20 protein-coding genes are annotated in these 26,642 nt (G+C 70.8%); 4 read left to right on the top strand and 16 right to left on the bottom strand.

The genetic code is table 11. The features are described 5' to 3' along the window. Positions 1-140 precede the first annotated feature (140 nt). Positions 141-1,265 (top strand): non-hydrolyzing UDP-N-acetylglucosamine 2-epimerase, encoded by a 1,125-nt coding sequence (wecB, locus tag O7605_RS10155; protein ID WP_269738944.1) that lies wholly within the window; start codon positions 141-143, stop codon positions 1,263-1,265. 59 nt (positions 1,266-1,324) lie between these two features. Here wecB and O7605_RS10150 read toward each other — a convergent pair whose 3' ends face one another. From O7605_RS10150 to O7605_RS10125, 6 genes are all read right to left on the bottom strand, one after another. Further along, positions 1,325-3,196, bottom strand: coding sequence for a nucleoside-diphosphate sugar epimerase/dehydratase (locus tag O7605_RS10150; protein ID WP_269738943.1), 1,872 nt, complete (start codon positions 3,194-3,196; stop codon positions 1,325-1,327). A 168-nt stretch (positions 3,197-3,364) separates the two neighbouring features. Next, positions 3,365-4,009: an acetyltransferase gene (locus tag O7605_RS10145; protein WP_269738942.1), complete on the bottom strand. Its 645-nt coding sequence runs from the start codon at positions 4,007-4,009 to the stop codon at positions 3,365-3,367. After that, a complete protein-coding gene (locus tag O7605_RS10140; protein WP_269738941.1) occupies positions 4,006-5,154 on the bottom strand; it encodes a DegT/DnrJ/EryC1/StrS family aminotransferase in 1,149 nt (382 codons plus the stop codon). The genes O7605_RS10145 and O7605_RS10140 overlap by 4 nt, the downstream gene beginning before the upstream one ends. Beyond that, positions 5,151-5,804 (bottom strand): sugar transferase, encoded by a 654-nt coding sequence (locus O7605_RS10135; RefSeq protein ID WP_269738940.1) that lies wholly within the window; start codon positions 5,802-5,804, stop codon positions 5,151-5,153. The genes O7605_RS10140 and O7605_RS10135 overlap by 4 nt, the downstream gene beginning before the upstream one ends. A 182-nt stretch (positions 5,805-5,986) precedes the next feature. After that, the gene (locus tag O7605_RS10130) at positions 5,987-6,421 is read right to left on the bottom strand and encodes a hypothetical protein (protein ID WP_269738939.1); all 435 of its coding nucleotides are present in this window, start codon (positions 6,419-6,421) and stop codon (positions 5,987-5,989) included. Positions 6,422-6,756: 335 nt separating this feature from the next. After that, positions 6,757-9,156, bottom strand: coding sequence for a Tex family protein (locus tag O7605_RS10125; protein WP_269738938.1), 2,400 nt, complete (start codon positions 9,154-9,156; stop codon positions 6,757-6,759). A 62-nt stretch (positions 9,157-9,218) separates the two neighbouring features. On the opposite strand from O7605_RS10125, the gene O7605_RS10120 reads away from it, so the two are divergent. Next, the gene (locus O7605_RS10120; protein ID WP_269738937.1) at positions 9,219-10,730 is read left to right on the top strand and encodes a deoxyguanosinetriphosphate triphosphohydrolase family protein; all 1,512 of its coding nucleotides are present in this window, start codon (positions 9,219-9,221) and stop codon (positions 10,728-10,730) included. A 34-nt stretch (positions 10,731-10,764) separates the two neighbouring features. Here O7605_RS10120 and O7605_RS10115 read toward each other — a convergent pair whose 3' ends face one another. The 6 genes from O7605_RS10115 to O7605_RS10090 form a co-directional block, all read right to left on the bottom strand. After that, positions 10,765-11,916 carry an MBL fold metallo-hydrolase gene (locus O7605_RS10115; protein WP_269738936.1) on the bottom strand — a complete coding sequence of 384 codons (1,152 nt, stop codon included), beginning with the start codon at positions 11,914-11,916 and terminating at the stop codon, positions 10,765-10,767. Between the two features lie 51 nt (positions 11,917-11,967). After that, positions 11,968-12,978, bottom strand: coding sequence for a serine hydrolase (locus O7605_RS10110; RefSeq protein ID WP_269738935.1), 1,011 nt, complete (start codon positions 12,976-12,978; stop codon positions 11,968-11,970). 93 nt (positions 12,979-13,071) lie between these two features. After that, positions 13,072-14,253 (bottom strand): zinc-dependent alcohol dehydrogenase, encoded by a 1,182-nt coding sequence (locus tag O7605_RS10105; protein ID WP_269738934.1) that lies wholly within the window; start codon positions 14,251-14,253, stop codon positions 13,072-13,074. Positions 14,254-14,428: 175 nt separating this feature from the next. After that, positions 14,429-15,190 carry a succinate dehydrogenase/fumarate reductase iron-sulfur subunit gene (locus tag O7605_RS10100; protein WP_269738933.1) on the bottom strand — a complete coding sequence of 254 codons (762 nt, stop codon included), beginning with the start codon at positions 15,188-15,190 and terminating at the stop codon, positions 14,429-14,431. Next, positions 15,187-17,124, bottom strand: a complete 1,938-nt coding sequence (locus O7605_RS10095; RefSeq protein ID WP_269738932.1) for a fumarate reductase/succinate dehydrogenase flavoprotein subunit — start codon at positions 17,122-17,124, stop codon at positions 15,187-15,189. The genes O7605_RS10100 and O7605_RS10095 overlap by 4 nt, the downstream gene beginning before the upstream one ends. A 2-nt stretch (positions 17,125-17,126) precedes the next feature. Next, entirely contained in the window at positions 17,127-17,819 is a 693-nt protein-coding gene (locus tag O7605_RS10090) for a succinate dehydrogenase cytochrome b subunit (protein WP_269738931.1), read from the bottom strand. Positions 17,820-17,896: 77 nt separating this feature from the next. Here O7605_RS10090 and O7605_RS10085 point away from each other — a divergent pair, with 77 nt between their 5' ends. Beyond that, complete coding sequence (locus O7605_RS10085) at positions 17,897-18,829, top strand: LysR family transcriptional regulator (RefSeq protein ID WP_269738930.1); 933 nt, start codon at positions 17,897-17,899, stop codon at positions 18,827-18,829. Here the strand turns inward: O7605_RS10085 and hrpA are convergent. Beyond that, positions 18,826-22,884 carry an ATP-dependent RNA helicase HrpA gene (gene hrpA, locus O7605_RS10080; RefSeq protein ID WP_269738929.1) on the bottom strand — a complete coding sequence of 1,353 codons (4,059 nt, stop codon included), beginning with the start codon at positions 22,882-22,884 and terminating at the stop codon, positions 18,826-18,828. The genes O7605_RS10085 and hrpA overlap by 4 nt on opposite strands. Positions 22,885-23,018: 134 nt before the next feature. Between hrpA and O7605_RS10075 the strand changes: the two genes are divergently transcribed. After that, positions 23,019-23,399: a cytidine deaminase gene (locus O7605_RS10075; RefSeq protein WP_269738928.1), complete on the top strand. Its 381-nt coding sequence runs from the start codon at positions 23,019-23,021 to the stop codon at positions 23,397-23,399. Positions 23,400-23,596: 197 nt separating this feature from the next. Here O7605_RS10075 and O7605_RS10070 read toward each other — a convergent pair whose 3' ends face one another. The 3 genes from O7605_RS10070 to O7605_RS10060 all read right to left on the bottom strand — a co-directional run bounded on the left by O7605_RS10070 (position 23,597) and on the right by O7605_RS10060 (position 26,480). Continuing rightward, a complete protein-coding gene (locus O7605_RS10070) occupies positions 23,597-24,439 on the bottom strand; it encodes a transposase family protein (RefSeq protein ID WP_269738927.1) in 843 nt (280 codons plus the stop codon). Between the two features lie 249 nt (positions 24,440-24,688). After that, complete coding sequence (locus O7605_RS10065) at positions 24,689-25,582, bottom strand: hypothetical protein (RefSeq protein WP_269738926.1); 894 nt, start codon at positions 25,580-25,582, stop codon at positions 24,689-24,691. Between the two features lie 253 nt (positions 25,583-25,835). Further along, entirely contained in the window at positions 25,836-26,480 is a 645-nt protein-coding gene (locus O7605_RS10060) for a hypothetical protein (RefSeq protein ID WP_269738925.1), read from the bottom strand. Positions 26,481-26,642: the final 162 nt, after the last annotated feature.

Genomic DNA, 26,642 nt, shown 5'->3' with positions numbered 1-26,642 from the left:
GCAATTCGAGAATCGACCATGGACTCAGCAGTCCGACGATTCTTCGCGCTTCGTTCGCGTTCCCTCCGGCCGGTTCGACTCGTTGAACAACGGTCCGTTGCCGGCCCATTGTCGGAGCCGGCCGTGCGAAGGGTGAGGCGATGACGCGGGTCATGACCGTGGTGGGAACGCGACCAGAGATCATCCGGTTGTCCCGGATCATGGAGCGACTGGACCGGACGGTCGACCATGTGCTCGTCCACACCGGCCAGAACTGGGACCGCTCGCTGTCCGATGTGTTCTTCGCGGAGATGAGGATTCGGGAACCCGACCGCTTTCTCCGGGTGGACACGTCTTCACTCGGGCGGGTGCTCGGCGGCGTCCTCGTCGGCGTGGAGGAGGCGATCCGTGAGCTGCGACCGGACGCGCTACTCGTGCTCGGGGACACCAACAGCGCCATCGCCGCGGTGATGGCGCGGCGGATGCGGGTGCCGGTCTACCACATGGAGGCGGGCAACCGGTGCTTCGACCTCAACGTGCCGGAGGAGACCAACCGTCGTCTGGTCGATCACGTCGCCGACTTCAATCTGGTCTACAGCGAACACGCTCGACGCAACCTGCTCGCCGAGGGGCTGCATCCCCGGCGGATCCTGCACACCGGGTCACCGATGCGGGAGGTGCTTGACCACTACCGGCCCGAGATCGAGGCATCCTCGGTTCTGCACCAGTTGGAGCTGAAGCCCGGAGGGTACTTCGTGGTCAGTGCCCACCGGGAGGAGAACGTGGACGATCCCGCCCGACTGCGGCGCCTGCTCGACTGTCTGCGGGCCGTTCGCGCCGAGTGGGGCCTGCCCGTGCTGGTCTCCACCCATCCACGTACCCGCAAACGGCTGGAGTCGCTGACCGACGATGGGACAGACCTCGACGGCATCGCCTTTCACGAGCCGTTCGGCTTCTTCGACTACGTACGCCTGCAAACCCAGGCCCGGTGCGTCCTCTCTGACAGCGGCACGATCAGCGAGGAGGCCGCGATCCTCGGCTTCCCCGCGGTGACCCTGCGCGACTCCATGGAGCGTCCGGAGGCGCTCGACGCCGGCGGCATCATCATGACGGGTCTCGACCGTGACGGGATCGTCGAGGCTGTTCGGGTCGCGGTCGACCAGGTGGCGGTGGCCGGCGTTCCCTGTCCGGACGACTACCACGTCACCGACACGTCCCGCCTGGTGGTGAACTTCATCCTGTCCACCGTGCGGCGGCACCACGACTGGGCGGGCATCCGTCGCTGAGCGATGTCACGAGGGCTGGTGACCGGATCGGTCACCAGCCCTCGTCGGTACAGCGACTGCTACCGGGGCAGCGCGAGGCCACCCAGGACCGAGTCGCTGACGCGCCCGGCCGGTTGGCCGCTGAGGCGGGCCAGTTCGGCTATGACCTTGTTCGGGTCGTCGAACGGATCGAGGCCACTGACCTCCAGTGGATCGAGTGGGGGAACCGCGACGTGCGAGACCAGCGGGTGCAGCGGGCGGGCGTCGGTCTCGCCGGTGCCGAGCAGGTCCTCGTGCAACTTCTCGCCGGGGCGCAGGCCGGTGTAGACGATCGGTACGTCGCTGCCGGCCTGCTCGGCCATCTGCCGGGCCAGGTCGGCGATGCGGACCGGCTCGCCCATGTCGAGCACCAGTGCCTCACCGTCACGGCCGATCTCGGTGGCCTGGAGCACCAGGTGCACCGCCTCCTGCATGGTCATCAGGTAGCGGGTCACCTCCGGGTGGGTGACGGTGAGCGGGTTGCCCGCCTCGATCTGCCGCTGGAAGGCGGTGACCACCGAACCCCGGCTGCTCAGCACGTTGCCGAAGCGCACGCTGAGGAAGGTGCCGGGAAAGCGCGAGGCGGCGTGCGCGGTCAGCCGCTCGGTGATCCGCTTGGAGTAGCCCAGGACGCTGATCGGGTCGGCGGCCTTGTCGGTGGAGATGTTCACGAACTTTGCCACGTCCTGGCAGGCGTCCAGCACCGACAGCGTGCCCCACACGTTCGTCTTCACCGCCTCGCCCGGGTGCCGTTCGAGCAGGGTGAGGTGCTTGAGCGCGGCGGCGTGGAAGATGATCTCCGGGCGGCGTTCCCGGATGATCCGCCGGATCGCCTCGTCGTCGCGCAGGTCGGCCAGGATCAACTCAGGCCCGTCCAGCATGGCGCGGCCGTTCAGCGACATCTGGAGCGCGTGCAGCGCCGACTCGTCGCGGTCGAGCATCATCAGCTCGCCCGGGTCGGCCTTCATCACCTGCCGGCACAGTTCGGAGCCGATCGAGCCGCCGGCACCGGTGACCAGGATCCGCCGGCCGGTGAGGCCGTTGGTCCGTACCGCCATCTCGGCGACCACCTGCCGGCGGCCGAGCAGGTCGCTGATCCGGACGTCGCGTACGTCGGTCACGGTGATCCGGTGGTCGACCAGGTCGCGTACCGGCGGAAGCACCTTGAACGCCGCGCCGGTGTTCAGGGTGGCCTCCCGGATCTGCCGGATGAGCGCGGCGTCGGCGTTGGCGACCGAGAAGATCACGGTGGTGGCGCCGGTGCGGCGTACCGCCTCGGCGACGTCACCGCGCCCACCGAGCACCCGGATGCCGTCGACGCAGAGGTTGCGCTTGTCCGGGTCGTCGTCGAGGGCCCCGACCGGTCGGTAGCGGCTGCGTGGGTCGGTGAGCAGGGCGCGGAGCAGTCCCTGGCCGGCGTCGCCCATCCCGAACAGCAGCACCGGTGCCGACGAGCGGACGTCCGGGCGCAGGGCCAGGTCGCGCTGGTGCCGGTAGGCGAACCGGACGGCGAGCATGAACAGCAGGGCGAGCGCGCCGCCGACCAGCGGGGTGCTCGCCGGCACCGGCCGCTCGCCAACCGGCAGTACGCCGAGCAGGACGATCGCGACGGTGGTGAGGGCGGTGCCGGCCAACCCGCGAACCTCCGGGAGGCTGCCGAGCGGGTGGCGTCCAGAGCGCACCCGGCGCGCCCCGGCCACCGCCACGTGCAGCCCGGCGGCGATCAGCCCGCAGCCGGCGGCGCGGGTGAGTTGGGTGGTGGTCAGGGCGAACTCGTAGCGGGTCCAGGCGGCAGCGACGAATCCACCTACCCAGGCCGTGGCGTCGACGGCGAGGAACGCCAGGGTGCGCCATCGGATCCTGCTCCGGCGTGCCGTCGGGTCCGGGTGCCGGCTGGTCTGTGTGTCCCGCATCTGCGGCTCCTGTGCTGTCGACCACTTCCGCCCGGGGCGAGCGGAAGGAGCAGTACGCTCCTGTCCTTGTTACATGCCATATGAGTGCTTTGTTGGCTTTTCGGTGATTGCTGGTGAATCGTTGTGCCGCTGGTGACCGGCCGGACCATGTCGGCCGAGCGGTCGGGCTCAGCGGGCCGGTACGCCCTTGACCACGACGCCGGCGGGCACGTCACGCACCACGCAGGCGCCCGCGCCGACGGTGCTGTCCCGACCCACCCGCAGGCCCTGCAACACGGCGGCGGTGGTGCCGACGAGTACGCCCTCCGCCAGCCGACACTCCCCGGAGATCGCGGCCAGCGGATTCACCGATACGTGGTCGGCCAGCTCGCAGTCGTGCCCGACCGTGCAGTTCTGGTTGAGATGCACGTGCCGCCCGAGAGTGACGTTCGTGGTGACCCGCGCCCCGGCGAAGGCGACCAGACCGGGGCCGTGCCGCAGGTCCGGACCGAGCGTGGCGTCGGGGTGTACGAGACTGGCCGCCGGTGTGCCGTACCGGTCGACCCGTTCGGCGACCGTGCGCCGGACCCGAGGGTCGCCGATAGCGATGACGTGGTGGGTGTCGGTGGGTGCCTCGGCGAACCAGGACAGACCGCCGAGAAACGGCACGTCGAGTCGCTGCACCCGCTTGAGGTTCACCTCGCTCGGCCGGTCGTCGACGAAGCCGAGGACCTGCCACCGGGGCAGGAGAGCGGCGGCGTTCACGGCACGGGCGATGGTCAGGACCTCCCGACCGTGCCCGCCGCATCCGACGATGACCAGGGGTACCGTCACGGTGCCGGAACTCCGGTCCGGGCGGCCAGGAACTCGTCGATCGCCGAGAGCACGGCGGTGACCTGCGCTTCGGTGAGGGCGCTGCCGCTGGGCAGGGTCAACCCTTCGGCGTAGAGCCGTTCGGCGGCTCCGGTGAGCCGGCTCTCCGCGTCGGCGTACGCCGGTTGCAGGTGCATCGGCTTCCACACCGGACGGGTCTCGATGTTCCGGGCGGACAGGTGGGCGGCCAGGTCCGCCGCGGTCCAGCCGGAACGGCGCGGGTCGACCCGGATGCTGGTGAGCCAGCAGTTGGAGCCGGCGTCCTCGGCGCCGACCAGGTCGGCTCCCGGTACCGGGGCGAAGAGTTTGGCGTACCGGTCGCGGAGCCGCCGCCGACGGTCGATCATCCCGTCCAGCCGAATCAGCTGAGCCCGCCCCAACGCCGCGAGCAGGTTGCTCAACCGGTAGTTGTACCCGGTCTCCCGGTGCTCGTAGTGCGGGACCGGCTCGCGCGCCTGAGTGGACAGGTGTCGCGCCCGGTCGAGCAGCGCCAGGTCGTCGCCGACGAGCATGCCACCGCCGGAGGTGGTCATGATCTTGTTTCCGTTGAAGGAGAGGGCACCCACCCGGCCGAAGGAACCGGCCGGTCGGCCGAGATGCGTGGCGCCCAGCGCTTCCGCGGCATCCTCGATCAGCGCGACGTCGGCGGCGGCGCAGATCGGCAGCAGCGCGGTGTAGTCGGCGCAACTGCCGAACATGTCGACCGGGATCACCGCGCCGATCCGCTCCCCGCGCGAGCGCAGATCCCGTAGCAGCTCGGCGACGAGGGCGACGTCGATGTTGCCGGTGCGCGGATCGCAGTCGACGAAGACCGGTCGGGCCCCGGTGTAGCGGACCGCGTTGGCGGTGGCGACGAAGGTCAGCGTCGGTACCAGCACCACGTCCCCGGGGCCGACGCCCAGCCCGAGCAGCGCCAGGTGCAGCGCGGCGGTGCCGGAACTGACCGCCACCGCGCCCCGGGTGCCCACCCGGGCGGCGACCTCCCGCTCGAAGGCGTCGAGATCCGGGCCGACCGGCGCCACCCAGCCGGAGCGCAGCGCCGCGATCAGGTACGACTCCTCCAGCGGACCGATGTCCGGTGAGGACAGGTGAATGGTGTCGGTCATCGTCGGCTGCCGAGGAACTCGGGCATGGTGGCGTTGCCGTCGGCCGAGATGCCGTCCCGACGTAGCACCGTGCCGACGGTGGCGGCCAGGATCGACAGGTCGAGGCGGAGGCTGCGCTTGGTCACGTACTCCACGTCGAGCGAGAACTTGGCGTCCCAGTCGAGGCTGTTGCGTCCGCGTACCTGGGCCAACCCGGTGATGCCGGGGCGCACCTCGTGCCGTCGCGCCTGGGTGGGGGAGTACCGACTCAGGTACTGCGGCAGCAGCGGTCGGGGACCGACAAGGCTCATGTCGCCGCGCAGCACACACCAGAGCGTCGGCAGCTCGTCCAGGCTGGTGGCCCGCAGCCAGCGGCCGAGTGGGGTGAGCCGCTCGGCGTCGGTCAGCAATCCCCGGGCTGAATCGGGCGCCCGCATGGTGCGGAATTTGATCAACTCGAACGGCCGGTCGTCCCGTCCGATGCGGCACTGCCGGAAGAACACCGGTCGGCCCAGCCGTACCGCGACCGCCGCCGCGACCGCCGCCATCAACGGCGCGGTCAGCAGCAGCAGCGCGGTCGCGACGACCACGTCGAACAGCCGCTTGACCGGGTCGTCCGGCCGGGCGGGCCGGGGCGGGCGCGTCGGGGTGGCCACCGAGGATACGGGCACCGTTCTGACCTCCGTACGTCAACCGGTCATAGCAGACAAACGGGTTGTATCAGACTGAGCACTCGTGATTTCGGAAAATGGCGACAGTCGACACGCATCCCGACACCTCAACCCGCGAGGACATGGAAAGGACACGCGTCCCGGCGCGCCGCGTCAGCTCGGGTGTGTCGCGTAGCCGCTGGTCAGAGGCCCGCGTCGCCCGCGTCGAGGCGCCGCTGCAACATGATCCGCAGCGGTAGCGACTCGCCGTCCCGAGCACCTTCGCCGACGATCAGCGGGGCCGGGTCGGGCTGCGGGTCGGCACCAAAAAGCCGGGCACGCAGTGAGCGCGGCACGGTCAGCAGGTGAAAACGACCGTCCACGTCGACCGCCCGGCTGCGCGCCCGGTCGATGTACCAGCCGTACAGGCCGGTCCGGTAGCGGGCCCGGCCGTCATGCGATCGGGCGACGAGTCGGGTGGTGGCCAGGCCGCGCCGCCGCGCCTCGGCGACGAAGGCGCTGACCAGCGCCGCCGCCTCCGCCTGCTCGGCCTCCCGGCGGCGCTGCGCGGCCGCCGCGTGCGCCAGCACCGCCTGCTGCCGCGCTTCTCGCCAGTCCGGGCCGCCGTCGCTCACCACGACCCGACGGTACGCCCACCCACCCGCCCGCCGCTTTTCCCACCCCCCACCCGCTACCCCCGGCACCGTCAGCAACTTCAGGGATGCTGCTGTCTCGCGACGGGTTGAGGCAGCAACATCTCCGAAGTTGTCCGATGTGTTGAACCCGATCGGTGTTGGGTTGACGCCTTTTGCTCTGCTTCAACCCACGCACCGGCGGTGCCTCGGAACCGTTGCGTCCGTTGAAGCAGAGCAAAGGGCGCGAGGTGGTACGTGCCTCGGCTGGTGCCAACGGCCGTGGCCGGCGCGACCGGGTATGCGTCCCGTCCGCCACGGCCGTTGACGATGGAGGCTCTCTAGAGCAGACCGGCGCGGCGCAGCGCGTCGGCCATCGCGCCATCGGCGGGTGCCGCAGCGCCGCGTCCCTGGCGCACCTGCCCGCCCTGCGCGCCACGGCCCTGCCCACCTTGGCCGGTACGACCCTGCCCGCCGCGGCCCTGACCGCTCTGCCTGCCACGTCCCTGCTGGCCCGCGTCACCCCGGCCGCCGGCACGCCCTGCGGCGGGCTCCGCCTCGTCCTCCAGGCGCAGGGTCAGCGAGATGCGCTTGCGCGGCACGTCGACGTCCAACACCTTGACCTTCACCACGTCACCGGACTTCACCACGTCGCGGGGATCTTTCACGAAGGTGCGGGACATCGCCGACACGTGCACCAGCCCGTCCTGGTGCACCCCGACATCCACGAACGCGCCGAACGCGGCCACGTTGGTGACCACGCCCTCCAGCACCATCCCGGGCGTCAGGTCGCTGATCTTCTCCACGCCCTCCACGAAGGTCGCCGTCTTGAACTCGGGTCGGGGGTCGCGGCCCGGCTTCTCCAGTTCGGCGAGGATGTCGGTGACGGTGGGCAGGCCGAACGTGTCGTCGACGAAGTCGGTGGCCCGCAGCCCCCGCAGGATCGCCGACTTGCCGATGATCGACCGCAGGTCCTGGCCGGTCGAGGTGAGGATCCGGCGCACCACCGGGTACGCCTCGGGGTGCACGCTGGAGGAGTCCAGCGGGTCGTCGCCGCCGGGGATGCGCAGGAAGCCGGCGCACTGTTCGAAGGCCTTCGGGCCGAGCCGGGCCACCTTCTTCAGCTCGGCCCGGGTGCGGAACGGGCCGTTGGCGTCCCGGTGCAGCACGATGTTCTCGGCCAGCCCGGCGCCGATGCCGGAGACCCGGGTCAGCAGCGGCGCGGAGGCGGTGTTGACGTCCACGCCGACGCCGTTGACGCAGTCCTCCACCACCGCGTCCAGCGACCGGGACAGCTTCACCTCGGACAGGTCGTGCTGGTACTGCCCGACACCGATGGAGCGTGGGTCGATCTTCACCAGCTCGGCGAGCGGGTCCTGGAGGCGGCGGGCGATGGAGACCGCGCCGCGCAGCGACACGTCCAGCCCGGGCAGCTCCTGGGCGGCGTACGCGGAGGCTGAGTAGACCGAGGCGCCGGCTTCGGAGACCACCACCTTGGTCAGCTTCAGCTCCGGGTGCCGCTTGATCAGATCACCGGCGAGCTTGTCGGTCTCCCGGCTGGCGGTGCCGTTGCCGATGGCGATCAGCTCGACTCCGTGCGCGGCGGCCAGCGTGGCCAGGGTGTGCAGGGAGGCGTCCCACTGCCGGCGCGGCTCGTGCGGGTAGATCGTGTCGGTGGCGACCACCTTGCCGGTGGCGTCCACGACTGCCACCTTCACCCCGGTCCGCAGGCCCGGGTCCAGTCCCATGGTGGGCCGGGCACCGGCCGGCGCGGCCAGCAGCAGGTCGCGCAGGTTGGTGGCGAAGACCCGGACGGCCTCCTCCTCGGCCGCCTGCCACAGTCGCATCCGCAGGTCCGCGCCGAGGTGGATGAGGATCCGGGTACGCCACGCCCAACGCACCGTGTCGGCCAGCCACTTGTCGGCGGGCCGCCCCCGGTCGCTCACCCCGAACCGGCCGGCGATGGCGGCCTCGTAGCGGGTCGGCCCGCTGGCCACCGCGTCGACGTCGCCGTCGGTCTCCGGATCCATGGTCAGGTCGAGTACGCCCTCCTTCTCGCCCCGGAACATCGCCAGGATGCGGTGCGAGGGAAGCTTCGGGTACGGCTCGGCGAAGTCGAAGTAGTCGGCGAACTTCGCCCCGGCGCTCTCCTGTCCCTCGCGTACCCGGGACACCAGCCGGCCCCGCGACCACATCTGCTCGCGCAGCGTGCCGATCAGGTCGGCGTCCTCGGCGAACCGCTCGATCAGGATGGCCCGCGCCCCGTCCAGCGCGGCGGCGGCGTCGGCCACCCCCTTGTCGGCGTCGACGTACGCCGCCGCCGTCGAGCGGGGGTCCGAAGACGGGTCGCCGAGCAGCGTGTCGGCCAGGGGCTCCAGTCCGGCCTCGCGGGCGATCTGCGCCCGGGTCCGTCGCTTCGGCTTGTACGGCAGGTAGATGTCCTCCAGGCGGGACTTCGAGTCGGCCGCCATGATCTGCGCTTCCAGGGCCTCGTCGAGCTTGCCCTGGGAACGGATGGACTCCAGTACCGCCGCGCGCCGCTCGTCCAGCTCCCGCAGGTACCGCAGGCGCTCCTCCAGGGTGCGCAGCTGGGTGTCGTCGAGCAGGCCGGTGGCCTCCTTCCGGTACCGCGCGATGAACGGCACGGTGGCACCACCGTCGAGCAGCTCCACGGCCGCGCGTACCTGGCGCTCGGCGACGCCGAGTTCCTCGGCGATCCGCTGATGAACAGAGAGGGTCACGTTGTCGCTCCGCCTTCGGGTGTGGGTTCCGTGGTGCATTCTGCCGGGCTACCGTGGCGATCATGGAACCACCTGTGGAGCCCCGGGCGCGCCGACTCTTCGGCGGCAGCGCGCGGGCCCTCGGCGACCTGGCGACCAGCCCGTTCCGGGCCGACCGGGACCGCATCGTCGGCTCGCCGTTCTTCACCCGGCTCGGCGGCGTCACCCAGGTGATCAGCCCGGGCGGGTCCGGGCTGCTGGTGCACAACCGGCTCACCCACAGCCTCAAGGTCGCCCAGGTGGCCCGGGCGATCGCCGAGCGGCTCACCGCCGACGACCACCAGCGTGACCTGGTGGAGAAGCTCGGCGGCTGCGACCCGGACGTGGTGGAGGCCGCCGCGCTCGCCCACGACCTCGGGCACCCGCCCTTCGGGCACCTGGGGGAGCGGGTGCTCGACCGGCTGGCCCGGCACCGGCTCGGCCTGACCGACGGGTTCGAGGGCAACGCCCAGTCGTACCGGATCGTCACCTCGACCGAGATCCGGGGCGCGGCGACCACCGGCCTGGACCTGACCGCGGCGGTGCGGGCGGCGATGCTGAAGTACCCGTGGACCCGGCTCGACCACCCCGACCCGCACCCCCGGACGATGGACCCGCCGCCGCGCGGCGCGACCCCGCCGCCGGACGACCCGGACAGCGGCTCGCTGAAGTTCGGGGCGTACCGCACGGAACTGGACGACCTGCGGCAGGCGCGGGCACCGTTCGCCGGTCGGATCGCCGACTGGCAGCAGACCGTCGAGGCGTCGGTGATGGACACCGCCGACGACATCGCGTACGCCATCCACGACGTGGAGGACTTCTACCGGGTCGGCGTGCTCCAGCAGGGCGCGGTGGCCGCCGAGCTGATGGCCTGGCAGCGTGAGGGCGGTCACCTGCGGGCGATCACCGACTCCGCGCTGGCCACCTCGGCCCGCCGCCCCGGCTCGTCGATCGAGCGGCTGCGTCGCCAACTGCACCACAAGGACGCCTGGATCGCCGACGACGAGGCGTTCGCCGCCGCCGTCGAACACGTCCGGGAGGAGTTGGTCGAGGGGCTGCTCGCGGTGCCGTTCGACGGTTCGATCGAGGCGGAACAGTACGTGGCCCGCTTCTCCGCCCGGTGGACCACCCGCTTCGTGGACGCGATCACCGTCGTCGAGCAGCCCGCCGTACGCTCCGGGCACGTGCTGCTGGCTCCGGCGCAGTGGCACGAGGTGCAGGTGCTCAAGTTCGTGCACCACCGGTTCGTGCTGGCCCGCCCGGACCTGGCGTTGCACCAGCGCGGTCAGGCCCGGCTGCTCGACACCCTGGTCGAGGCGCTGCGGGAGTGGCTGCTCGACCCGGAGGAGGAGTCCCGGCTGCCCCGGCGGCTGCACGACCTGGTGGAGCTGGCCGAGGCGGAACTGCATCCGCGTACCCCGGACCGGATCGGCAAGGCGCGCGGGCGGGCCATCGTGGACTTCGTCGCCCAGCTCACCGACGGTCAGGCGGTGGCGATGCTGGACGCGCTCTCCGGCCGTTCCGGCGCCCTGTGGACCGACGCCTTCGTCCTCTGAGGCGACCGGCTCGGGCCGTCGGGGCGGCGGCGACTCAGGCGATGGCCTGCCACCAACCGTCGACCGGCGGCGGGTCGTCGACCACCACCCGCTCACCGGGGCGTGGCACGGCCAGCCGCACGTCGCGGGCCTTCGCCTCGGCCCAGAGCCGGTCCACCGGCTCGGACCAGTCGTGCAGGGCGAGGTTGAAGGTGCCCCAGTGCACCGGCAGGAACAGCCCACCGCGCAGGTCCAGGTGGGCGGCGACCGCCTCCTCCGGGAACATGTGGATGCCGGGCCAGGCCCGGTCGTACGCACCGATCTGCATGAGCGTCACGTCGAACGGCCCGTGCGCGGCGCCGATCTCGGCGTACCCGCCGAAGTAGCCGGAGTCCCCGGTGTAGTAGACGCGGCGCTGCTGGCCGGCCACCACCCAGGAACTCCACAGGGTGCCGTTGCGGCGCAGGCCCCGGCCCGAGAAGTGCTGGGCGGCGGTGCAGGTGATCTCCAGCTCGGCCACCCGGTGGGTCTCCGACCAGTCCAGCTCGATGATCCGCTCCGCCGGTACGCCCCAGCGGTCGAGGTGGGCACCGACCCCGAGTGGCACCAGGAACGGCGCCGACTGCCGGGCGGTCAGTTCCCGCACCGTGCCCATGTCGAGATGGTCGTAGTGGTCGTGCGAGATCAGGATCGCGTCGAGGCGGGGCAGTTCGTCGAGGCGTACCGGCGGTTGGTGCAGCCGGCGCGGCCCGACTGCCGTCGAGGGGGAGCACCTGTCGCTCCACACCGGGTCCAGCAGCACCCGGCGACCCTCGATCTCGATCAGGGCGGAGGCGTGGCCGTACCAGACGACGTTCAGCTCGCGCGCCGGGTCGATGCCGGTCTCGGCGGCCGGTCGCAGCAGTGGCACGGGTGCGCCCGGCCGGCGCTTCTGCTTGCCGAAGAGCAGTTCCCGGAACAGGTTGCGGTCGGAGGCGGGCACCATCGTGCGGGTGTCCGTCCGGTTGTGGAAGGTGCCGTCGCGGAACTGTGGTGACCGGGCCGCCCGTTCGGCGCGCGCGCCGGCCAGCCGGCCGCCGATCGCGGCCGGCACGTTCCGCGCGGCCCAGGCCGCGGTGGCGAGCCCGGCCACCGCGGCCAGGCCCGCCACCGATCCGGTGATCCGCCGTCCGGTGCTACGCCCGCTCGGCTCGTTCGGCACCCGCATCGTTCCCCCTCGGTTGGTCCCCGAGGTTCACGTTAGCTCCGTCGGCAGGCTTCAGCCGCCGTTGCTGGGGCGGTACGTGTGCTTGCGGTGGGTGGTGCCGGTGCCGCCGAAACCGTCGGTCAGGTCCATGACCCGCCGGCCCCACCGGGCGCGTGCCTGCACGGCGGGGTGGGTGGCGCCGAAGTCGTCCGCGCCGGCCTGCCCGTCGGCGAAGAGGGCGTACGTCACCAGTGGCGCGCCGGCGGTGTCGAAGATCACTCCGGCTTCGTGTCGGGCGTCGGCGAACCAGCCGGCCTTGGTGGCGACGCGGGCCCGTTCGGCGGAGGACATCTCGCGGCGTACCCCGTCGGTGAACGCCACCGGTGAGCGCAGCAGTCGCAGCACCCGGTCGGTCGAGGCGGGGGAGAGCAGGGTGCCGGCGACCAGCGCCCGCAGCAGGTCATGGGTCTCCCGGGGCGTGCTGGTGCCCAGGTAGAAGCGGTTCGGGTTCGCCACCGGCTGCACCTGCGTGTTCGGGAAGCCCTTCGCGACCAGGATCTGGTTGATCTCGGCGGCCGGGCAGACCAGCCCGCAGAGCCGGACCGCGGTGTCGTCGGAGACGGTCAGCAGGTTCGCCAGGACGTGGCCGACGGTCACCAGACTGGGGTGGGCGCCGTCCAGGCTGAAGATGCCGTCGCCGCCGGTCACCACGATCGCCTCGGTCACCTCCACCTGGTGGTCGATGGCGAGCAGACCCCGGTCGACCTTGTCCAGCACCGCGACCGCCACGGCGATCTTGTTGACGCTGTACGCCTCGATCCGCAGGTCCGCCGACTCGTTCACCGCGACCAGCGGCCCGTCCGGACCGGCCAGGCTGACGTACGCCTGCCAGTTGCCGCCGGCCCGGGTGCTCACCCGGTCGAAGGCCGCGCCGATGCGGGCGGCGAGCCGTTCGCGGTCACCGCCCGGCTCGCCACCCGTGCCCGCCTGCCCGGTCGGGTCAGCGGCGGCGGGCATCGCGGTGCCGAGCACGGCGCCGGCCGTCGCCACGGTGCCCAGGCCGAGCGCGGTCCTGCGGTCCATCCGAATGGTCACTCGTCTCTCCCGTCGGTGCCCTGGTGTGTGCAGGACACACCCTAGGCCGAAGGATCGACGTAGGTGACCCCGTCGATGGGCTCACGGGGCGAGAACGGCCTTCACGCAGCCGTCCTGCTTCTTCTGGAACATCTCGTACGCCTGCGGCGCCTGCTCCAGCGGCAGCCGGTGGGTACGCAGATCGGTCACGCCGAGCGGGTCGTCGTCGGTGAGCAGGGGGATGATCTCGTCGGTCCAGCGCCGCACGTGGCACTGACCCATCCGCACCTGGACGCCCCGGTCGAACATCTCCATCAGCGGCAGCGGGTCGACCTCGCCGCCGTACACGCCGGAGATCGAGACGGTGCCGCCGCGCCGGACGGCCTTGAGCGCGGCCTTGAGCGCGACCAGCCGGTCCACCCCGACCTTGTCGATCATCGGCTGGGCGAGCTTGTCCGGCAGCAACCCGGCGGCGGCCTGGCCGAGCTTGCCCAGCGGCGCGCCGTGCGACTCCATGCCGACCGCGTCGATCACCGCGTCCGGCCCGCGCCCGTCCACCAGGTCGATCAACGCGCCGGGCACGTCGTCGAGTTGGGAGATGTCGAGCACCTCCACACCGTGCCGGCGGGCCATCTCCAGCCGTTCCGGCACCACGTCGAGGCCGATCACCCGGTCCGCGCCGAGGTGGCGGCCGATGCGGGCGCAGAACTGCCCGACCGGGCCCAGCCCGAAGACCGCCAGGGTGCCGCCGGGTGGGGTGTCGGCGTACTTCACCGCCTGCCAGGCGGTCGGCAGGATGTCGGAGAGGTAGAGCCACCGCTCGTCCGGCCCGTCGTCCGGCACCTTGATCGGACCGAACTCGGCGAACGGAACGCGGAGGAACTGGGCCTGCCCGCCGGGCACCGCGCCGTAGAGGGAGGTGTAGCCGAACAGCGCGGCACCCTTGCCCTCGGCGGTGACCTGGGTGGTCTCGCACTGGGCGTAGAGCTGCCGCTGGCACATCCAGCAGGATCCGCAGGAGATGTTGAACGGCACCACCACCCGGTCGCCGGGCTTGAGCCGGGTCACCCTCGACCCGACCTCCTCGACGATGCCCATCGGCTCGTGACCGAGGATGTCACCCGGCTTGAGGTACGGCCCCAGGACTTCGTACAGATGCAGGTCCGAGCCGCAGATGGCGGTCGAGGTGATCCGGACGATCGCGTCCGTCGGGTCCTCGATCCTCGGGTCGGGCACCTCCTCGACCCGTACGTCCCGCTTCCCCTGCCAGGTAAGTGCCCGCATGTCGCCCCCTAGTTCGCCGCCGTCCCCGTAGCTGGTCTGCTACCCCCACCAACGGCTTTCAACCGACCGGCCAACCCCGCCTTTCACGGGGTTGATCATGAGGTTGGCGGCAGTTTGAAGATCAACAATTACCGCCAACCTCATGATCAACGGAGCAGATTCGGTCAGAGGGGGGTCAGGTGCCGGGGGTGTCGGCGTGGCGGGTGGTGGCCGCCAGGTAGTCGCGGTTGAGGCGGCCGATGGTGGTCAGGGGGATGCCCTTCGGGCAGACCACGGTGCACTCGCCGGCGTTGGTGCAGCCGCCGAAGCCGGCCTCGTCGTGCGCGTCGACCATGCCGATCACCCGGGTGTAACGCTCGGGCTGGCCCTGGGGGAGCAGCGAGAGCTGGGTGACCTTGGCGGCGGTGAACAGCATGCCGGAGCCGTTCGGGCAGGCGGCCACGCAGGCGCCGCAGCCGATGCAGGCGGCGGACTCGAAGGCGGCGTCGGCGTCGGCCTTGGCCACCGGTACGGAGTGCGCCTCCGGCGCGCTGCCGGTGGGCGCGGTGACGTACCCGCCAGCGGCGATGATCGTGTCGAAGGCGGTGCGGTTGACCACCAGGTCCTTGATGACCGGGAAGGCCCGGGCCCGCCAGGGCTCGATGTCGATCGTGTCGCCGTCTTTGAACTGCCGCATGTGCAGCTGGCAGGCGGTGGTGCCGCGCTGCGGGCCGTGCGCGTCCCCATTGATCATGAGGCCGCACATGCCGCAGATGCCCTCACGGCAGTCGTGGTCGAAGGCGACCGGCTCCTCACCGGCGAGGATGAGCCGTTCGTTGAGCACGTCGAGCATCTCCAGGAACGACATGTCCGGGGAGACGTCATCGACCTGGTACGTCACCATCCGACCCTTGTCCTGGGGGCCGGACTGGCGCCAGATGCGCAGGGTCAGGTTCACTTGTAGCTCCGCTGCGTGGGGTGGACGTATTCGAAGTTCAGGTCTTCCTTGTGCAACACCGAGGGCTCACCCGTGGCGGTGAACTCCCAGGCCGCGACGTACGCGAACCGCTCGTCGTCGCGCTGCGCCTCGCCCTCCGGGGTCTGGTGCTCGGCGCGGAAGTGGCCGCCGCAGGACTCCTCCCGGTGCAGGGCGTCGATGCACATCAGCTCGGCCAGCTCGAAGAAGTCGGCCACCCGGCCGGCCTTCTCCAGCGACTGGTTCAGCCCCTCGCCGTTGCCCGGCACCCGGACCCGCTGCCAGAACTGGTCCCGCAGCGCGCGGATCTCGTCGATGGCCTTGCGCAGCCCGGCCTCGGAGCGCTCCATGCCGCAGTGCTCCCACATGATCTGGCCCAGTTCGCGGTGGAACGAGTCCACCGTCCGGTCGCCGTCGATCGCGAGCAGCCGCTGGATGCGGTCCTCCACGTCGCGCCGGGCCTCGACGGCCGCCGGGTGGGTCGCGTCGACCTTCTCGAACGGACCGGCGGCCAGGTAGTTGGCGACCGTGTTGGGCAGCACGAAGTACCCGTCGGCCAGGCCCTGCATCAGCGCCGAGGCGCCGAGCCGGTTCGCGCCGTGGTCGGAGAAGTTCGCCTCACCGATGACGAACAGGCCGGGGATCGTCGACTGGAGGTCGTAGTCGACCCAGAGGCCGCCCATCGTGTAGTGCACGGCGGGGTAGATCCGCATCGGCACCTCGTACGGGTCCTCGCCGGTGATCCGCTCGTACATCTCGAAGAGGTTGCCGTACTTGGCCTCGATGGCCTTGCGGCCGAGCCGGTCGATCGCGTCGGCGAAGTCGAGGTAGACCCCCAGCTTCGTCGGGCCGACGCCCCGGCCCTCGTCGCAGACGTTCTTCGCGGCGCGGGAGGCGATGTCGCGGGGCACCAGGTTGCCGAAGGACGGGTAGATGCGCTCCAGGTAGTAGTCCCGCTCGTCCTCCGGAATGTCACGGGGGTCGCGGTCGTCGCCCTTGACCTTCGGCACCCAGACCCGGCCGTCGTTGCGCAGCGACTCGCTCATCAGGGTCAGCTTCGACTGGTGGTCACCGGAGACGGGGATGCAGGTCGGGTGGATCTGGGTGTAGCAGGGGTTGGCGAAGTACGCGCCCTTGCGGTGTGCCCGCCAGGTGGCGGTGACGTTGCAGCCCTTCGCGTTGGTCGAGAGGTAGAAGACGTTGCCGTAGCCGCCGGAGGCGAGCACCACCGCGTCGGCGAACTCAGTGGTGATCTCGCCGGTGACCATGTCCCGGACCACGATGCCCCGGGCCTTGCCGTCCACGACGATCAGCTCGAGCATCTCGTGCCGGGCGTTCATCTCCACGTTGCCCAGGCCGATCTGCCGCTCCAACGCCTGGTACGCGCCGAGCAGCAGTTGCTGACCCGTCTGGCCCCGGGCGTAGAAGGTGCGCTGCACCTGCGCGCCACCGAACGAACGGGTGTCGAGCAGGCCGCCGTACTCGCGGGCGAACGGCACACCCTGGGCGACGCACTGGTCGATGATGTTGACCGAGACCTCGGCGAGGCGGTGCACGTTCGACTCGCGGGAGCGGAAGTCACCACCCTTGACGGTGTCGTAGAAGAGCCGGTGCACCGAGTCGCCGTCGTTGCGGTAGTTCTTGGCGGCGTTGATGCCGCCCTGCGCGGCGATCGAGTGCGCCCGGCGGGGGCTGTCCTGGTAGCAGTACGACTTGACCCGGTAGCCCTGCTCGGCGAGCGTGGCGGCGGCGGAACCGCCGGCCAGGCCGGTGCCGACCACGATCACCGTCATCTTGCGGCGGTTGGCCGGGTTGACCAGCTTGGCCTCGAAACGGCGGCGTTCCCAGCGGGTCTCGATCGGCCCGTCGGGAGCCCTGGTGTCGGCGATCGGGTCGCCCTCGGTGAACAGATCCATGGTCAGGACACCAATCCGGTGAGTACGGCGAACGGGACCACGAGGTAGCCGGCGCAGAGCACGACGGCGAAGACCAGCGCCACCACCCGGGCCCGCTGCTCGCCGCGTGGGGTCTGCTGGCCCAGGCTGCGCAGCGCGCTGAACACGCCGTGCCGCAGGTGGAAGCCGAGCGCGACGATCGCCAGGGTGTAGAAGGCCGTGACGTACCAGCGCTGCGGGGCGAAGTCGGCGACCACGTTGGCGTACGGGCGGGACGGGTCGCCGACCGGGTTCAGCGTGCCGGTGGTCAGGTCGAGGATGTGGTAGACCACGAAGAGCAGGATGATCACGCCGCCCCAGCGCATGGTCCGGGCCGCGTAGCTGCCCCGGACCTTCTTGCGGTGGGCGTAGCGGACCGGGCGGGCGGCGCGGGCCCGCAACGCCAGCACCGTGGCGGCCCAGATGTGCAGCAGCACCGCCACCAGCAGGCCGACCCGTTGGATCCACAGGAACCCGGCGCTGGGCAGCAGCGGCACGCCGATGTCGCGCAACCAGTGCGCGTAGTGGTCGAACGAGGAAGCGCCCGAGAAGATCTTCAGGTTGCCCAGCATGTGGGCGATGAGGAACAGCACCAGCAGGATGCCCGTCACCGCCATGACGGCCTTGAGGCCGACATTCGATCGGATGGGCGACCGGGTTCTCGTCGTGACTACCACTCGACCGACGCTAGGAGGACTTCGATCAGTCGTCCAATGCATCGACACCGCAGTCTTGATAGCCATAAGCTATGTAGATGCAGCTCCATCAGCTGAAGTACTTCGTCGCGGTGGCCGAAGTACGACATTTCACCCAGGCGGCCGACCTCGTGGGCATCACCCAGCCGTCGTTGAGTAAGCAAATTCACGCGTTGGAGGACACCCTCGGCGCACCCCTGTTCGAGCGGGTAAGGGGCAACATAACGCTGACCGCGGCGGGGGAGGTGCTGCTGCCGTTGGCCACCCGGATCCTGGCCGACGTCGAGACCGCCACCCGCGAGGTGCAGGAACTTGTCGGCCTGCGGCGCGGCCGGGTACGCCTCGGCGCCACCCCCAGCCTCGCCACCTCGCTCGCTCCGCCGGTGCTCCGCCGGTTCCGCGACGCCCACCCCACCGTCGACCTGCGGATGGAGGAGGGCGGCTCGCAGGACCTGGTCCGTGACCTGCTCCGGGGCGACCTCGACCTCGCGCTGATCATCATGCCCGGCCAGGGCACCGACGCCGGCCTGCGGGCCGATCCGATCCTCACCGAGAACCTGGTGGTCGCCTCGGTCGACCCGGTGCCCACCGCCATCCCCGGTGCCGAGCTGCGCATCACCGACCTGCGCGACCAGCCGATGGTGATGTTCCGGGAGGGCTACGACCTGCGCGACGCCACCCTCCAGGCGTGCCGGGACGCCGGCTTCGAACCGACCCTGTCGGTGGACGGCGGGGAGATGGACGCGGTGCTCAGCTTCGTCGAGGCCGGGCTGGGCATCGCCGTGGTACCCGGCATGGTGGTGGCCCGCCGAACCGGCATCCGGGTCACCCGGCTCGCTCCACCGGGCGTACGCCGCACCATCGCGGTGGCCCGCCGCCGCGACGCCGTACCCACCCACGCCGGCCGCGAACTACGCCGTATCCTGCTCGACTACATCCACACCGCCACCGCCACCCGCCAACTCCCCCCTGGCGTCGAACCCCTGCCCTAACCGTTCTCGGCGTCGTCCATGGCGCGGTAGATGCGTTGTTCGGAGACGGGGTACGGGGTGCCGAGAGCCTGGGCGAAGATGCTGACCCGCAGCTCCTCGATCATCCAGCGGATCTGGCGCACCGCCGGCGACGAGCGTCGCGCCGTGGGCAGGGCGGCCAGGAACTCGTCGTACTCGCGTTGCACCACCGCGACGCGGTCCTGTTGCTGCTTGTCCCGTGCGGGGTTGCTCGGCAGTCGGTCCAGTCGACGCTCGATCGCGGTCAGGTAACGCAGCAGGTCGGGCAGTCGGGCGTACCCGGCCTCGGTGATGAAACCGGCGTGGACGAGGCCGGTGAGCTGGTTGCGGATGTCGGCCAGGGCGGCCACCACGGCCAGGTTCCGCGTCGCGCCGAGGCGCTGCTGCACCGCGTACGCGGCGGCGAGCACCGCCCGGACCCGGTCCATCACCGCCACCACCGTGTCCACCAGCTCGGCCCGGACCTTCTCGCGCAGCGCGACGAAACCCGCCTCGTCCCAGGCCGGCCCGCCCGCGTCGGTGATCAGCTTGTCGATCGCCGCGCCGGCCGCGTCCTCGATCAACGCCTGCACCCCGCCGTGCGGGTTACGGGACAACGCCAGCTTCGCCTCGTTGCTCAGCCGCCCCTGGAGGAACTTCGCCGGTGACGGCACGGTCAACCGCAGCAGCCGCCGGGTACCGGCCCAGTGGGCGGCCTCCTGCTCGCCAGGTGAGTCGAACACCTTCACGCCCACCGTCGCGCCCTCGTCGACGAGCGCCGGGTAGGCGGTCACCGCGTACCCGGCCCGGACCTGCTCGATGGTGCGCGGCAGCGTACCGATCTCCCAACCGGTCAGCCCCGACCGGGCCACCTCCGGTGCGGCGGCGGCCACCACCTGGCGTACCTCCGCCTTGAGCTGGCGTTGCAGGGCCGGCAGGTCCTTGCCCTCGGCGACCGGTTCGTCGTCGTCACCGAGCACCCGGAAGGTGACCCGCAGATGCGGCGGCAGCCTGCTCAGATCCCACGCGTCCCGGGGCACGGTCACCCCGGTCATCCGCCGCAACTGCCGGGTCAGCGCGTCCAGCAGCGGCTCCTCGCCGACGGTGATCGCGGCGAGCGCGGCGCGGGCGTAGTCGGGTACCGGCACGAAGTTGCGCCGTACCGGCTTCGGCAGTGACCGGATCAGCGCCACGACAAGCTCCTCGCGCAGCCCCGGCACCTGCCAGTCGAAGCTCTCGGCGGGCACCTGGTTGAGCAACGGCAGCGGGATGTCCACCGTCACGCCGTCGGTCGGGGCGCCGGGCTCGAACGTGTACGTCAGCGGCAACGCCACCCCGTCGGCCCGCCACTGGTCGGGGTAGTCGGCCTCGTCCAGCCCGCCGCGGCCCGCGTTGACCAGCAGCTCCCGGGTGAAGGTGAGCAGCTCGGGCCGCTCCCGCCGGGTCTTCTTCCACCAGCTGTCGAAGTGCCGCCCGGAGACCACCTCGGCCGGGATCCGCTCGTCGTAGAACTGGAAGATCGTCTCGTCGTCGACCAGGATGTCGCGCCGCCGAGCCCGGTTCTCCAGCTCCTCGATCTCGTGCAACAGTCGCTGGTTGTCCCGCCAGAACTGGTGGTGGGTGGACCAGTCGCCCTCGACCAGCGCGTGCCGGATGAACAGCTCCCGGCTCAGCGTCGGGTCGATCCGGCCGAAGTTGACCTTGCGTGAGGTGACCAGCGGGACGCCGAAGAGGGTGACCTTCTCGTACGCCATCACCGCCGCCTGCTTCTTCTCCCAGTGCGGCTCGCTGTAGCTGCGCTTGACCAGGTGCTGGGCGAGCGGCTCGACCCACTCCGGCTCGATCCGCCCGTTCACCCGCCCCCAGAGCCGGGAGGTCTCCACCAGCTCGGCGGCCATCACCCAGCGGGGCGGCTTACGGAACAGCGCCGAGCCCGGGAACAGGGCGAACTTCGCTCCGCGCGCGCCCAGGTACTCGTGCTTCTGCGCGTCCTTGAGGCCGACATGCGACAGCAGGCCCGGCAGCAGCGACTGGTGCACCTTCGGTGTGTCGATCTCCTCCGGCAGGTCCGCGCCGCCCTGACGCCGCCCGCCGCCGTCGGGCGCGGCGTCCGGGCCGCCCCGCCGGCCGCGTCCCCGGTTCCGGTCGTCCGGGGTACGCAGCACCTGCCGCAGCTGGCTGACGATGTCCTGCCACTCCCGGACCCGCAGGTAGTTGAGGTACTCGGCCCGACACATCCGGCGGAACGCGCTGGAGGACAGCGCCCGCTGCTGCTCCCGCAGGTACCGCCAGAGGTTGAGGTACGCGACGAAGTCGGATTCGGCGTCGGCGAACCGGGCGTGCGCCTGGTCGGCCTGGGCCTGCTTCTCCGCCGGCCGCTCGCGCGGATCCTGGATCGACAGGGCCGCGGCGATCACCGTCACCTCGGTGGCGCAACCGTTGCGTTCCCCCTCCAGCACCATCCGGGCCAGCCGGGGGTCGACCGGCAACTGGGCCAACCGCCGGCCGAGGGAGGTGAGGCGGCGGCTCGGCTCGGTCTCGGTCGGGTCGATCGCGCCCAGCTCGTGCAACAGATTCACGCCGTCGGTGATGTTGCGGCGGTCCGGCGGATCGATGAACGGGAACGCGGCGATGTCGCCCAGACCGATGGCGGTCATCTGGAGGATGACCGAGGCCAGGTTGGTCCGCAGGATCTCCGGATCGGTGAACGCGGGGCGGGAGTCGAAGTCCTGCTCGTCGTAGAGCCGGATGCAGATGCCGTCCGAGGTACGCCCGCAGCGACCCTTGCGCTGGTTGGCGCTGGCCTGCGAGATCGGCTCGATCGGCAGCCGCTGCACCTTCAGCCGCTGCGAGTAGCGGGAGATCCGGGCGGTGCCGGGATCCACCACGTACTTGATGCCGGGCACGGTCAGCGAGGTTTCCGCCACGTTCGTGGCCAGCACCACCCGGCGTCCGCCGTGCGGGGCGAAGACCCGGTGCTGCTCGGCGACGCTGAGCCGGGCGTACAGCGGCAGGATCTCGGTGCCGAGCAGGGACCGCTTGTTCTGCACCAGCTTGCTGAGCGCCTCGGCGGTGTCCCGGATCTCCCGCTCACCGCTGAGGAAGACCAGGATGTCGCCCGGCCCCTCGGCGGCCAGCTCCTCGACGGCGTCACCGATGGCCTGGATCTGGTCGCGGACGTTCTCCTCGTCGGCGTCCTCCTCCTCGCCTCCGGCGACCTCGACCAGCGGCCGGTAGCGCACCTCGACCGGATAGGTCCGGCCGGAGACCTCCACCACCGGTGCCGGCTCGCCGTCGGGATGCTCGGCGGTCGGTGGCCCGGCGAAGTGCCGGGCGAACCGGTCGGTCTCGATGGTCGCCGAGGTGATGATCACCTTGAGGTCGGGACGGCGGGGCAGGAGCTGCCGGAGGTACCCGAGAATGAAGTCGATGTTGAGGCTGCGCTCGTGCGCCTCGTCGATGATCAACGTGTCGTACTGGCGCAGCATCCGGTCGGTCTGCAACTCGGCCAGCAGGATGCCGTCGGTCATCAGCTTGACCAGGCTGTTCTCGCTGACCTGATCGGTGAAGCGCACCTTGTAGCCGACCACGTCACCCAGCTCGGTGCCCAGCTCCTCGGCGATCCGGTCGGCCACCGTACGCGCGGCCAGCCGCCGGGGCTGGGTGTGCCCGATCAGCCCGCCGATGCCGCGCCCCAGTTCCAGGCAGATCTTCGGCAACTGGGTGGTCTTGCCCGAGCCCGTCTCGCCCGCCACGATCACCACCTGGTGGTCGCGGATGGCGGTGGCGATGTCGTCCTTGCGCTCGCTGACCGGCAGACTTGCCGGGTAGACGATCTTCGGTACCGCGGCTTTCCGCCGCTCCAGCCGGCCCTCCGCCGTAACCGTCTCGGCGACGATCTCCGCCAGCACCGACTCGCGGCGCCGCGGGTCGTGTAGCTTCCGCAGCCCGTCGAGCCGGCGGCGCAGGTGACGCTGGTCGCGGAACATCAGCGGAGACAGTCGACGCTGCAACTCGCGGACGGGATCGGTCGCGGCGGGTGAGGCTGGATTCTGCATGTCGTGGCCAAGGATAGGCAGCCGCCCGCCGGTCCGCCTCCTGGTTACCCGGGCCGTGCCCGGCCTGCTCGGGCCGGCTGCTCCGGTCGGTCTATCGTTGGGCGCCGGGCTGGAAGCGGGACACGGGGACGCCGATGAAGATGCGTGACACCGATCGGGCGCTGGTGCAGGCCGCCAGCGCGGTGGCGAAGCTGCGTTGCCGCAGCGCCACCCACACCCTCGCCACGGCGGCGCGTACCGCCGACGGTCGCGTGATCTCCGCAGTCAACGTGGTGCACGCCACGGGAGGAGCCTGCCCCGAGACGGTCGCGCTCGGCACCGCCGCCACACAGGGCGTGGCAGAGCTGGAGACAATCGTCACCGTCGGCGACCGTGGCCGGTCCCTCGTCACCCCCTGCGACCCCTGCCGGCAGCTCCTGGCCGACCGCTATCCGGCCTTACGCGTCATCGTCGGCAACCCCGAGGATCCGAAGGTCGTGCCCGTCACCGACCTGACCCCACCCACCCCCCACTAGGCTGCCCTGCTCGCACCCCTGATCCACGGGCGTGTGCAACTTCGGGGAAGGTGTCCCCTCGACACGGCCCGAGGCGGCAGTTTCCCCGAGCTTGTCTCATCCTGTTTGTGCTGGTGGTGGGGGCTTGACGTGGTGGTGTGAGGTGTTTGGTCGCAGGCCATGGGTTAGTTGATCTTTGTGGTGATCGTTTGTCTGGGTCAGCGGTTGATTTCGGTGTTGGTGAGGACGAGTAGGGCGCGGAGCAGGGTGGTGGCGTGGTGGTGCCAGCCGTGGCGTAGTCGGGTGAGGATGCGCCAGTTCTTGAGGTGGGCGTGGGCGTGTTCGTTGGCGACGCGTTCGCGGGCGAGCAGGGTGTTGGCGGTTTTCTCGGCGGGGGTGAGTTTGTGGTTGCGGCAGGCGCGGCGGCCGACGAGGACGGTGGGGTTGGTGGTGGGTTGGTCGTCGAGGCGGGTGTGGATGCGGTCGCAGATGATCGCGAGGTGATGGTGGCGCAGGCGGGCGGGCAGGTGCAGGCGTTTGGCGTGGGTGGCTTCGTGGAGTCGTGCGGGGGTGGCCGCGGAGAGCCAGAGGAGTCGGCCGTGTTGGTCGGTCAGGGTCATCACGCGTAGGTGGTGGACTTTGTGTTTCAGGCACCAGTGGCGTCGTTCTTTGGCCTTGTCGGCGGGTGCGTGCACGGGCACGCAGGTGCCGTCGAGCAGGAGTGGCTGTTCGTGGTAGGTGCGGGCGGCGGCCGCCAGGACACGGTCCAGACGTGGCGCCATCCGCGCCACGGTGGTGATGACTTGTCTGACCCAGCGGCGGACGCTGTGGTGGGACACCCCGTGGGCGGCGGCGAGGTCGGCGGGACGCTGGTCGTGGCGCAGTACCGCCAGGACGATCGTGGTGGTCTGCAGGTCGGATAGTTTGCGCCAGCGGGACTTCACCTGCCGCCGGTAGGTGCGTATCGCCTCGGTCACCAGCGCGACAGTGTCACTGGACACGGGCAGGCGGACTTGGTAGACCAATTCGTGGCCCTCGGTGGGCGGATTGATGTGTGTCACGACCAGCAACCCTCGCCGAGGGTTCCTTCATGTCCCGGGTCGCCACGCCGCAGACTTCCCGCGGAATCCGAGTCAGACGATCACCACAAAGATCATCCGGCCCCTGACCTGCAACCAAACACCTGCCATGCCCATGTCAAGACTCGCCCACCAGCACAAACAGGATGAGACAAGCTCCCCGAAGTTGCCGTCTGCGCTTGTGCTCGTCTGCGCTTGTGCCCGTTCGGGCTTGTGCGTGGGGTGGTGGGATCAGCGGGTGCGGGTGCAGATTGCCTGGCGGAGTTCGGCGAGGAAGCCGTCGAAGTCCTCGCGGAGCCGTTGGGCGGTCACGTGCAACACGATCCAGTCCTCGCCGAGCAGGCGGTTGAGGCGTCGCCGGTCGCGATGGAGTTGCTGCGGGTCGTCGTGCCAGAGTCCGTCGTACTCAACCGCGATCTTCAACTCTGGCCAGGCGAGATCGACCCGGGCAATGAACCTGCCGTCACGTTCTACCACGAACTGGGTGACCGGCCGGCGAACACCGGCCAGCACGATCCGCACCCGCAGCCGCGACTCCTGAGCCGACTCCGCGCCCGGGTCGGCCAGCTGAGTCACCCGAAGCATGCGTTTCCAGCCCCGGGCGCCGCGACGCCGGTCCGCCATCTCCCGCAACTGTTCGGCGCGTACCAGTTGTTGGCCGAGCAGCCGGTCCACCACCACCACGGCCTCCTCCGGATCCAGCCACTGGGCCAGGTCCCAGCAGGTCCGTAGCGGCGTGGTGACCGGCATGCCGGCGTGCGACAGCACATCGGCCTCGGCGACCTCGCCGGTGTGCACCACCAGACCGGCGACCGGCCCGAAGCGGAAACCGGCGGGTACGAGGATGTCGAGCGGATCGGCGTCTCCGATGAATCCGGCGCCGAACAGCGCGGCGGCGCTGCGCCCAGCGATCACCGCCCCGGGTGGGAGCACCCACCGCGCCGCAGCCAGGCATCGGGTGCGGTGCGAGATCGTGAGCTGTGCGTCGGCGTACACGTCCCGGAAGACCGGTCGCCACGCCCGGCTGCGTAGTTCGCCCCGGGTCAGTAGCCCTCGGGCCACAGCACGGGAACCCTGGAAGACGCGCCCGCGCAGTTGCGGCGGACGCCGAGCGGATTTAGCCATGCCGTCCACCATGGACGACCGCAAGCACCGCCCGCCGCCCCTGTGGATAACCCCGCCGCCCCGCCGCCACCCCGCCCCGCCGCCCCGCCGCCCCGCCGCCCCGGGGCGCTACTGCTCAAGCAACTTCGGGAAAAGTGCTGCTTCCGGGTGCGTCGAGGCGACACTTCCCCCGAAGTTGCTGATTTTCTACGGCACGGCACGGCACGGCACGGCAGGGCAGGGCAGGGGGCGGGGGAGAGCGGGGCGGGGTGGGTCAGGCGGCGGCGGACCAGATGGCGCGGAAGGCGGCTGCCTCGCCGGCGAGCCAGCTTTCGATCTCGTGGGGCCTGGCGTTGTCGGGCATCCGGTGGGTGCTGCCCCGGCGCACGTCGACCAGGACCGGCTCGGCGTGCGGGAGCACGGCGTCCATGTGACGGGCGGTCAGGTGCAGTGCCGCCAGGGTCGCCTCCTCGCTGGGCGGGGCCTCGTCGAAGTGCAGGCGTACCGCCTCGGCGCGGCCGTCGGCGTACCGGATGCCGAAGTGAGGGTTGATCTTGATCGGAAGGTCGCCGAGCATGGCCAGCGCGTCGCGGGTCTGGGCCAGGTCGACCTCGGCGGGCTCGCCGAGGGAGTGCAGCCAGGCCGTCGCGCCGGGCACGAGCGACTGGTAGAGCGGGCGCCAGCGGGGCTTGACCACGTCGACCACCTGCGCCAGGTGGGTGCCGCCGGTGTGGAAGGCGATGTCGGCCTTGAGCGCCTTCACGAACTGCCCGTGCGGATTGAATCCGGAACGGCTCGCCCGCTGTCGGCGTAGGCCACCGACGAAGCTGGCCTTGGTCGGGCCGGTGCGGTCGACGTACCGGGTGAAACCGAGGAGGGTGGCGTACGGCGTGAGGGGGGCGGAGATGGGCGCGGTCACGAGCATCCTCCCAGGTCAGGAACTCGATTAGTACATACATTCTAATCGACGACTCTGACATCGCCCAGGGCAGATAAGGGGCCAACCGGGTGTCGGCGACCGGATTTTCCGCCGCGAAGCGGGTCCGGCCCGTGACCGAGGTGCCCCGGCGGGGGACCACGC

The sequence above is a fragment of the Verrucosispora sp. WMMA2121 genome, from assembly GCF_027460185.1.
Taxonomy (GTDB): domain Bacteria; phylum Actinomycetota; class Actinomycetes; order Mycobacteriales; family Micromonosporaceae; genus Micromonospora; species Micromonospora palythoicola.
This window is presented reverse-complemented; position numbering and strand designations above follow the sequence as displayed.

Coding starts and splice junctions, on each gene's coding strand:
- O7605_RS10085 (WP_269738930.1), top strand. CDS start 17,897: ATGCAGCTCCATCAGCTGAAGTACTTCGTCGCGGTGGCCGAAGTACGA.
- O7605_RS10065 (WP_269738926.1), bottom strand. CDS start 25,582: ATGGCTAAATCCGCTCGGCGTCCGCCGCAACTGCGCGGGCGCGTCTTC.
- O7605_RS10140 (WP_269738941.1), bottom strand. CDS start 5,154: ATGACCGACACCATTCACCTGTCCTCACCGGACATCGGTCCGCTGGAG.
- O7605_RS10150 (WP_269738943.1), bottom strand. CDS start 3,196: ATGCGGGACACACAGACCAGCCGGCACCCGGACCCGACGGCACGCCGG.
- O7605_RS10110 (WP_269738935.1), bottom strand. CDS start 12,978: ATGGACCGCAGGACCGCGCTCGGCCTGGGCACCGTGGCGACGGCCGGC.
- hrpA (WP_269738929.1), bottom strand. CDS start 22,884: ATGCAGAATCCAGCCTCACCCGCCGCGACCGATCCCGTCCGCGAGTTG.
- O7605_RS10120 (WP_269738937.1), top strand. CDS start 9,219: ATGGAACCACCTGTGGAGCCCCGGGCGCGCCGACTCTTCGGCGGCAGC.
- O7605_RS10115 (WP_269738936.1), bottom strand. CDS start 11,916: ATGCGGGTGCCGAACGAGCCGAGCGGGCGTAGCACCGGACGGCGGATC.
- O7605_RS10095 (WP_269738932.1), bottom strand. CDS start 17,124: ATGGATCTGTTCACCGAGGGCGACCCGATCGCCGACACCAGGGCTCCC.
- O7605_RS10105 (WP_269738934.1), bottom strand. CDS start 14,253: ATGCGGGCACTTACCTGGCAGGGGAAGCGGGACGTACGGGTCGAGGAG.
- O7605_RS10075 (WP_269738928.1), top strand. CDS start 23,019: ATGAAGATGCGTGACACCGATCGGGCGCTGGTGCAGGCCGCCAGCGCG.
- wecB (WP_269738944.1), top strand. CDS start 141: ATGACGCGGGTCATGACCGTGGTGGGAACGCGACCAGAGATCATCCGG.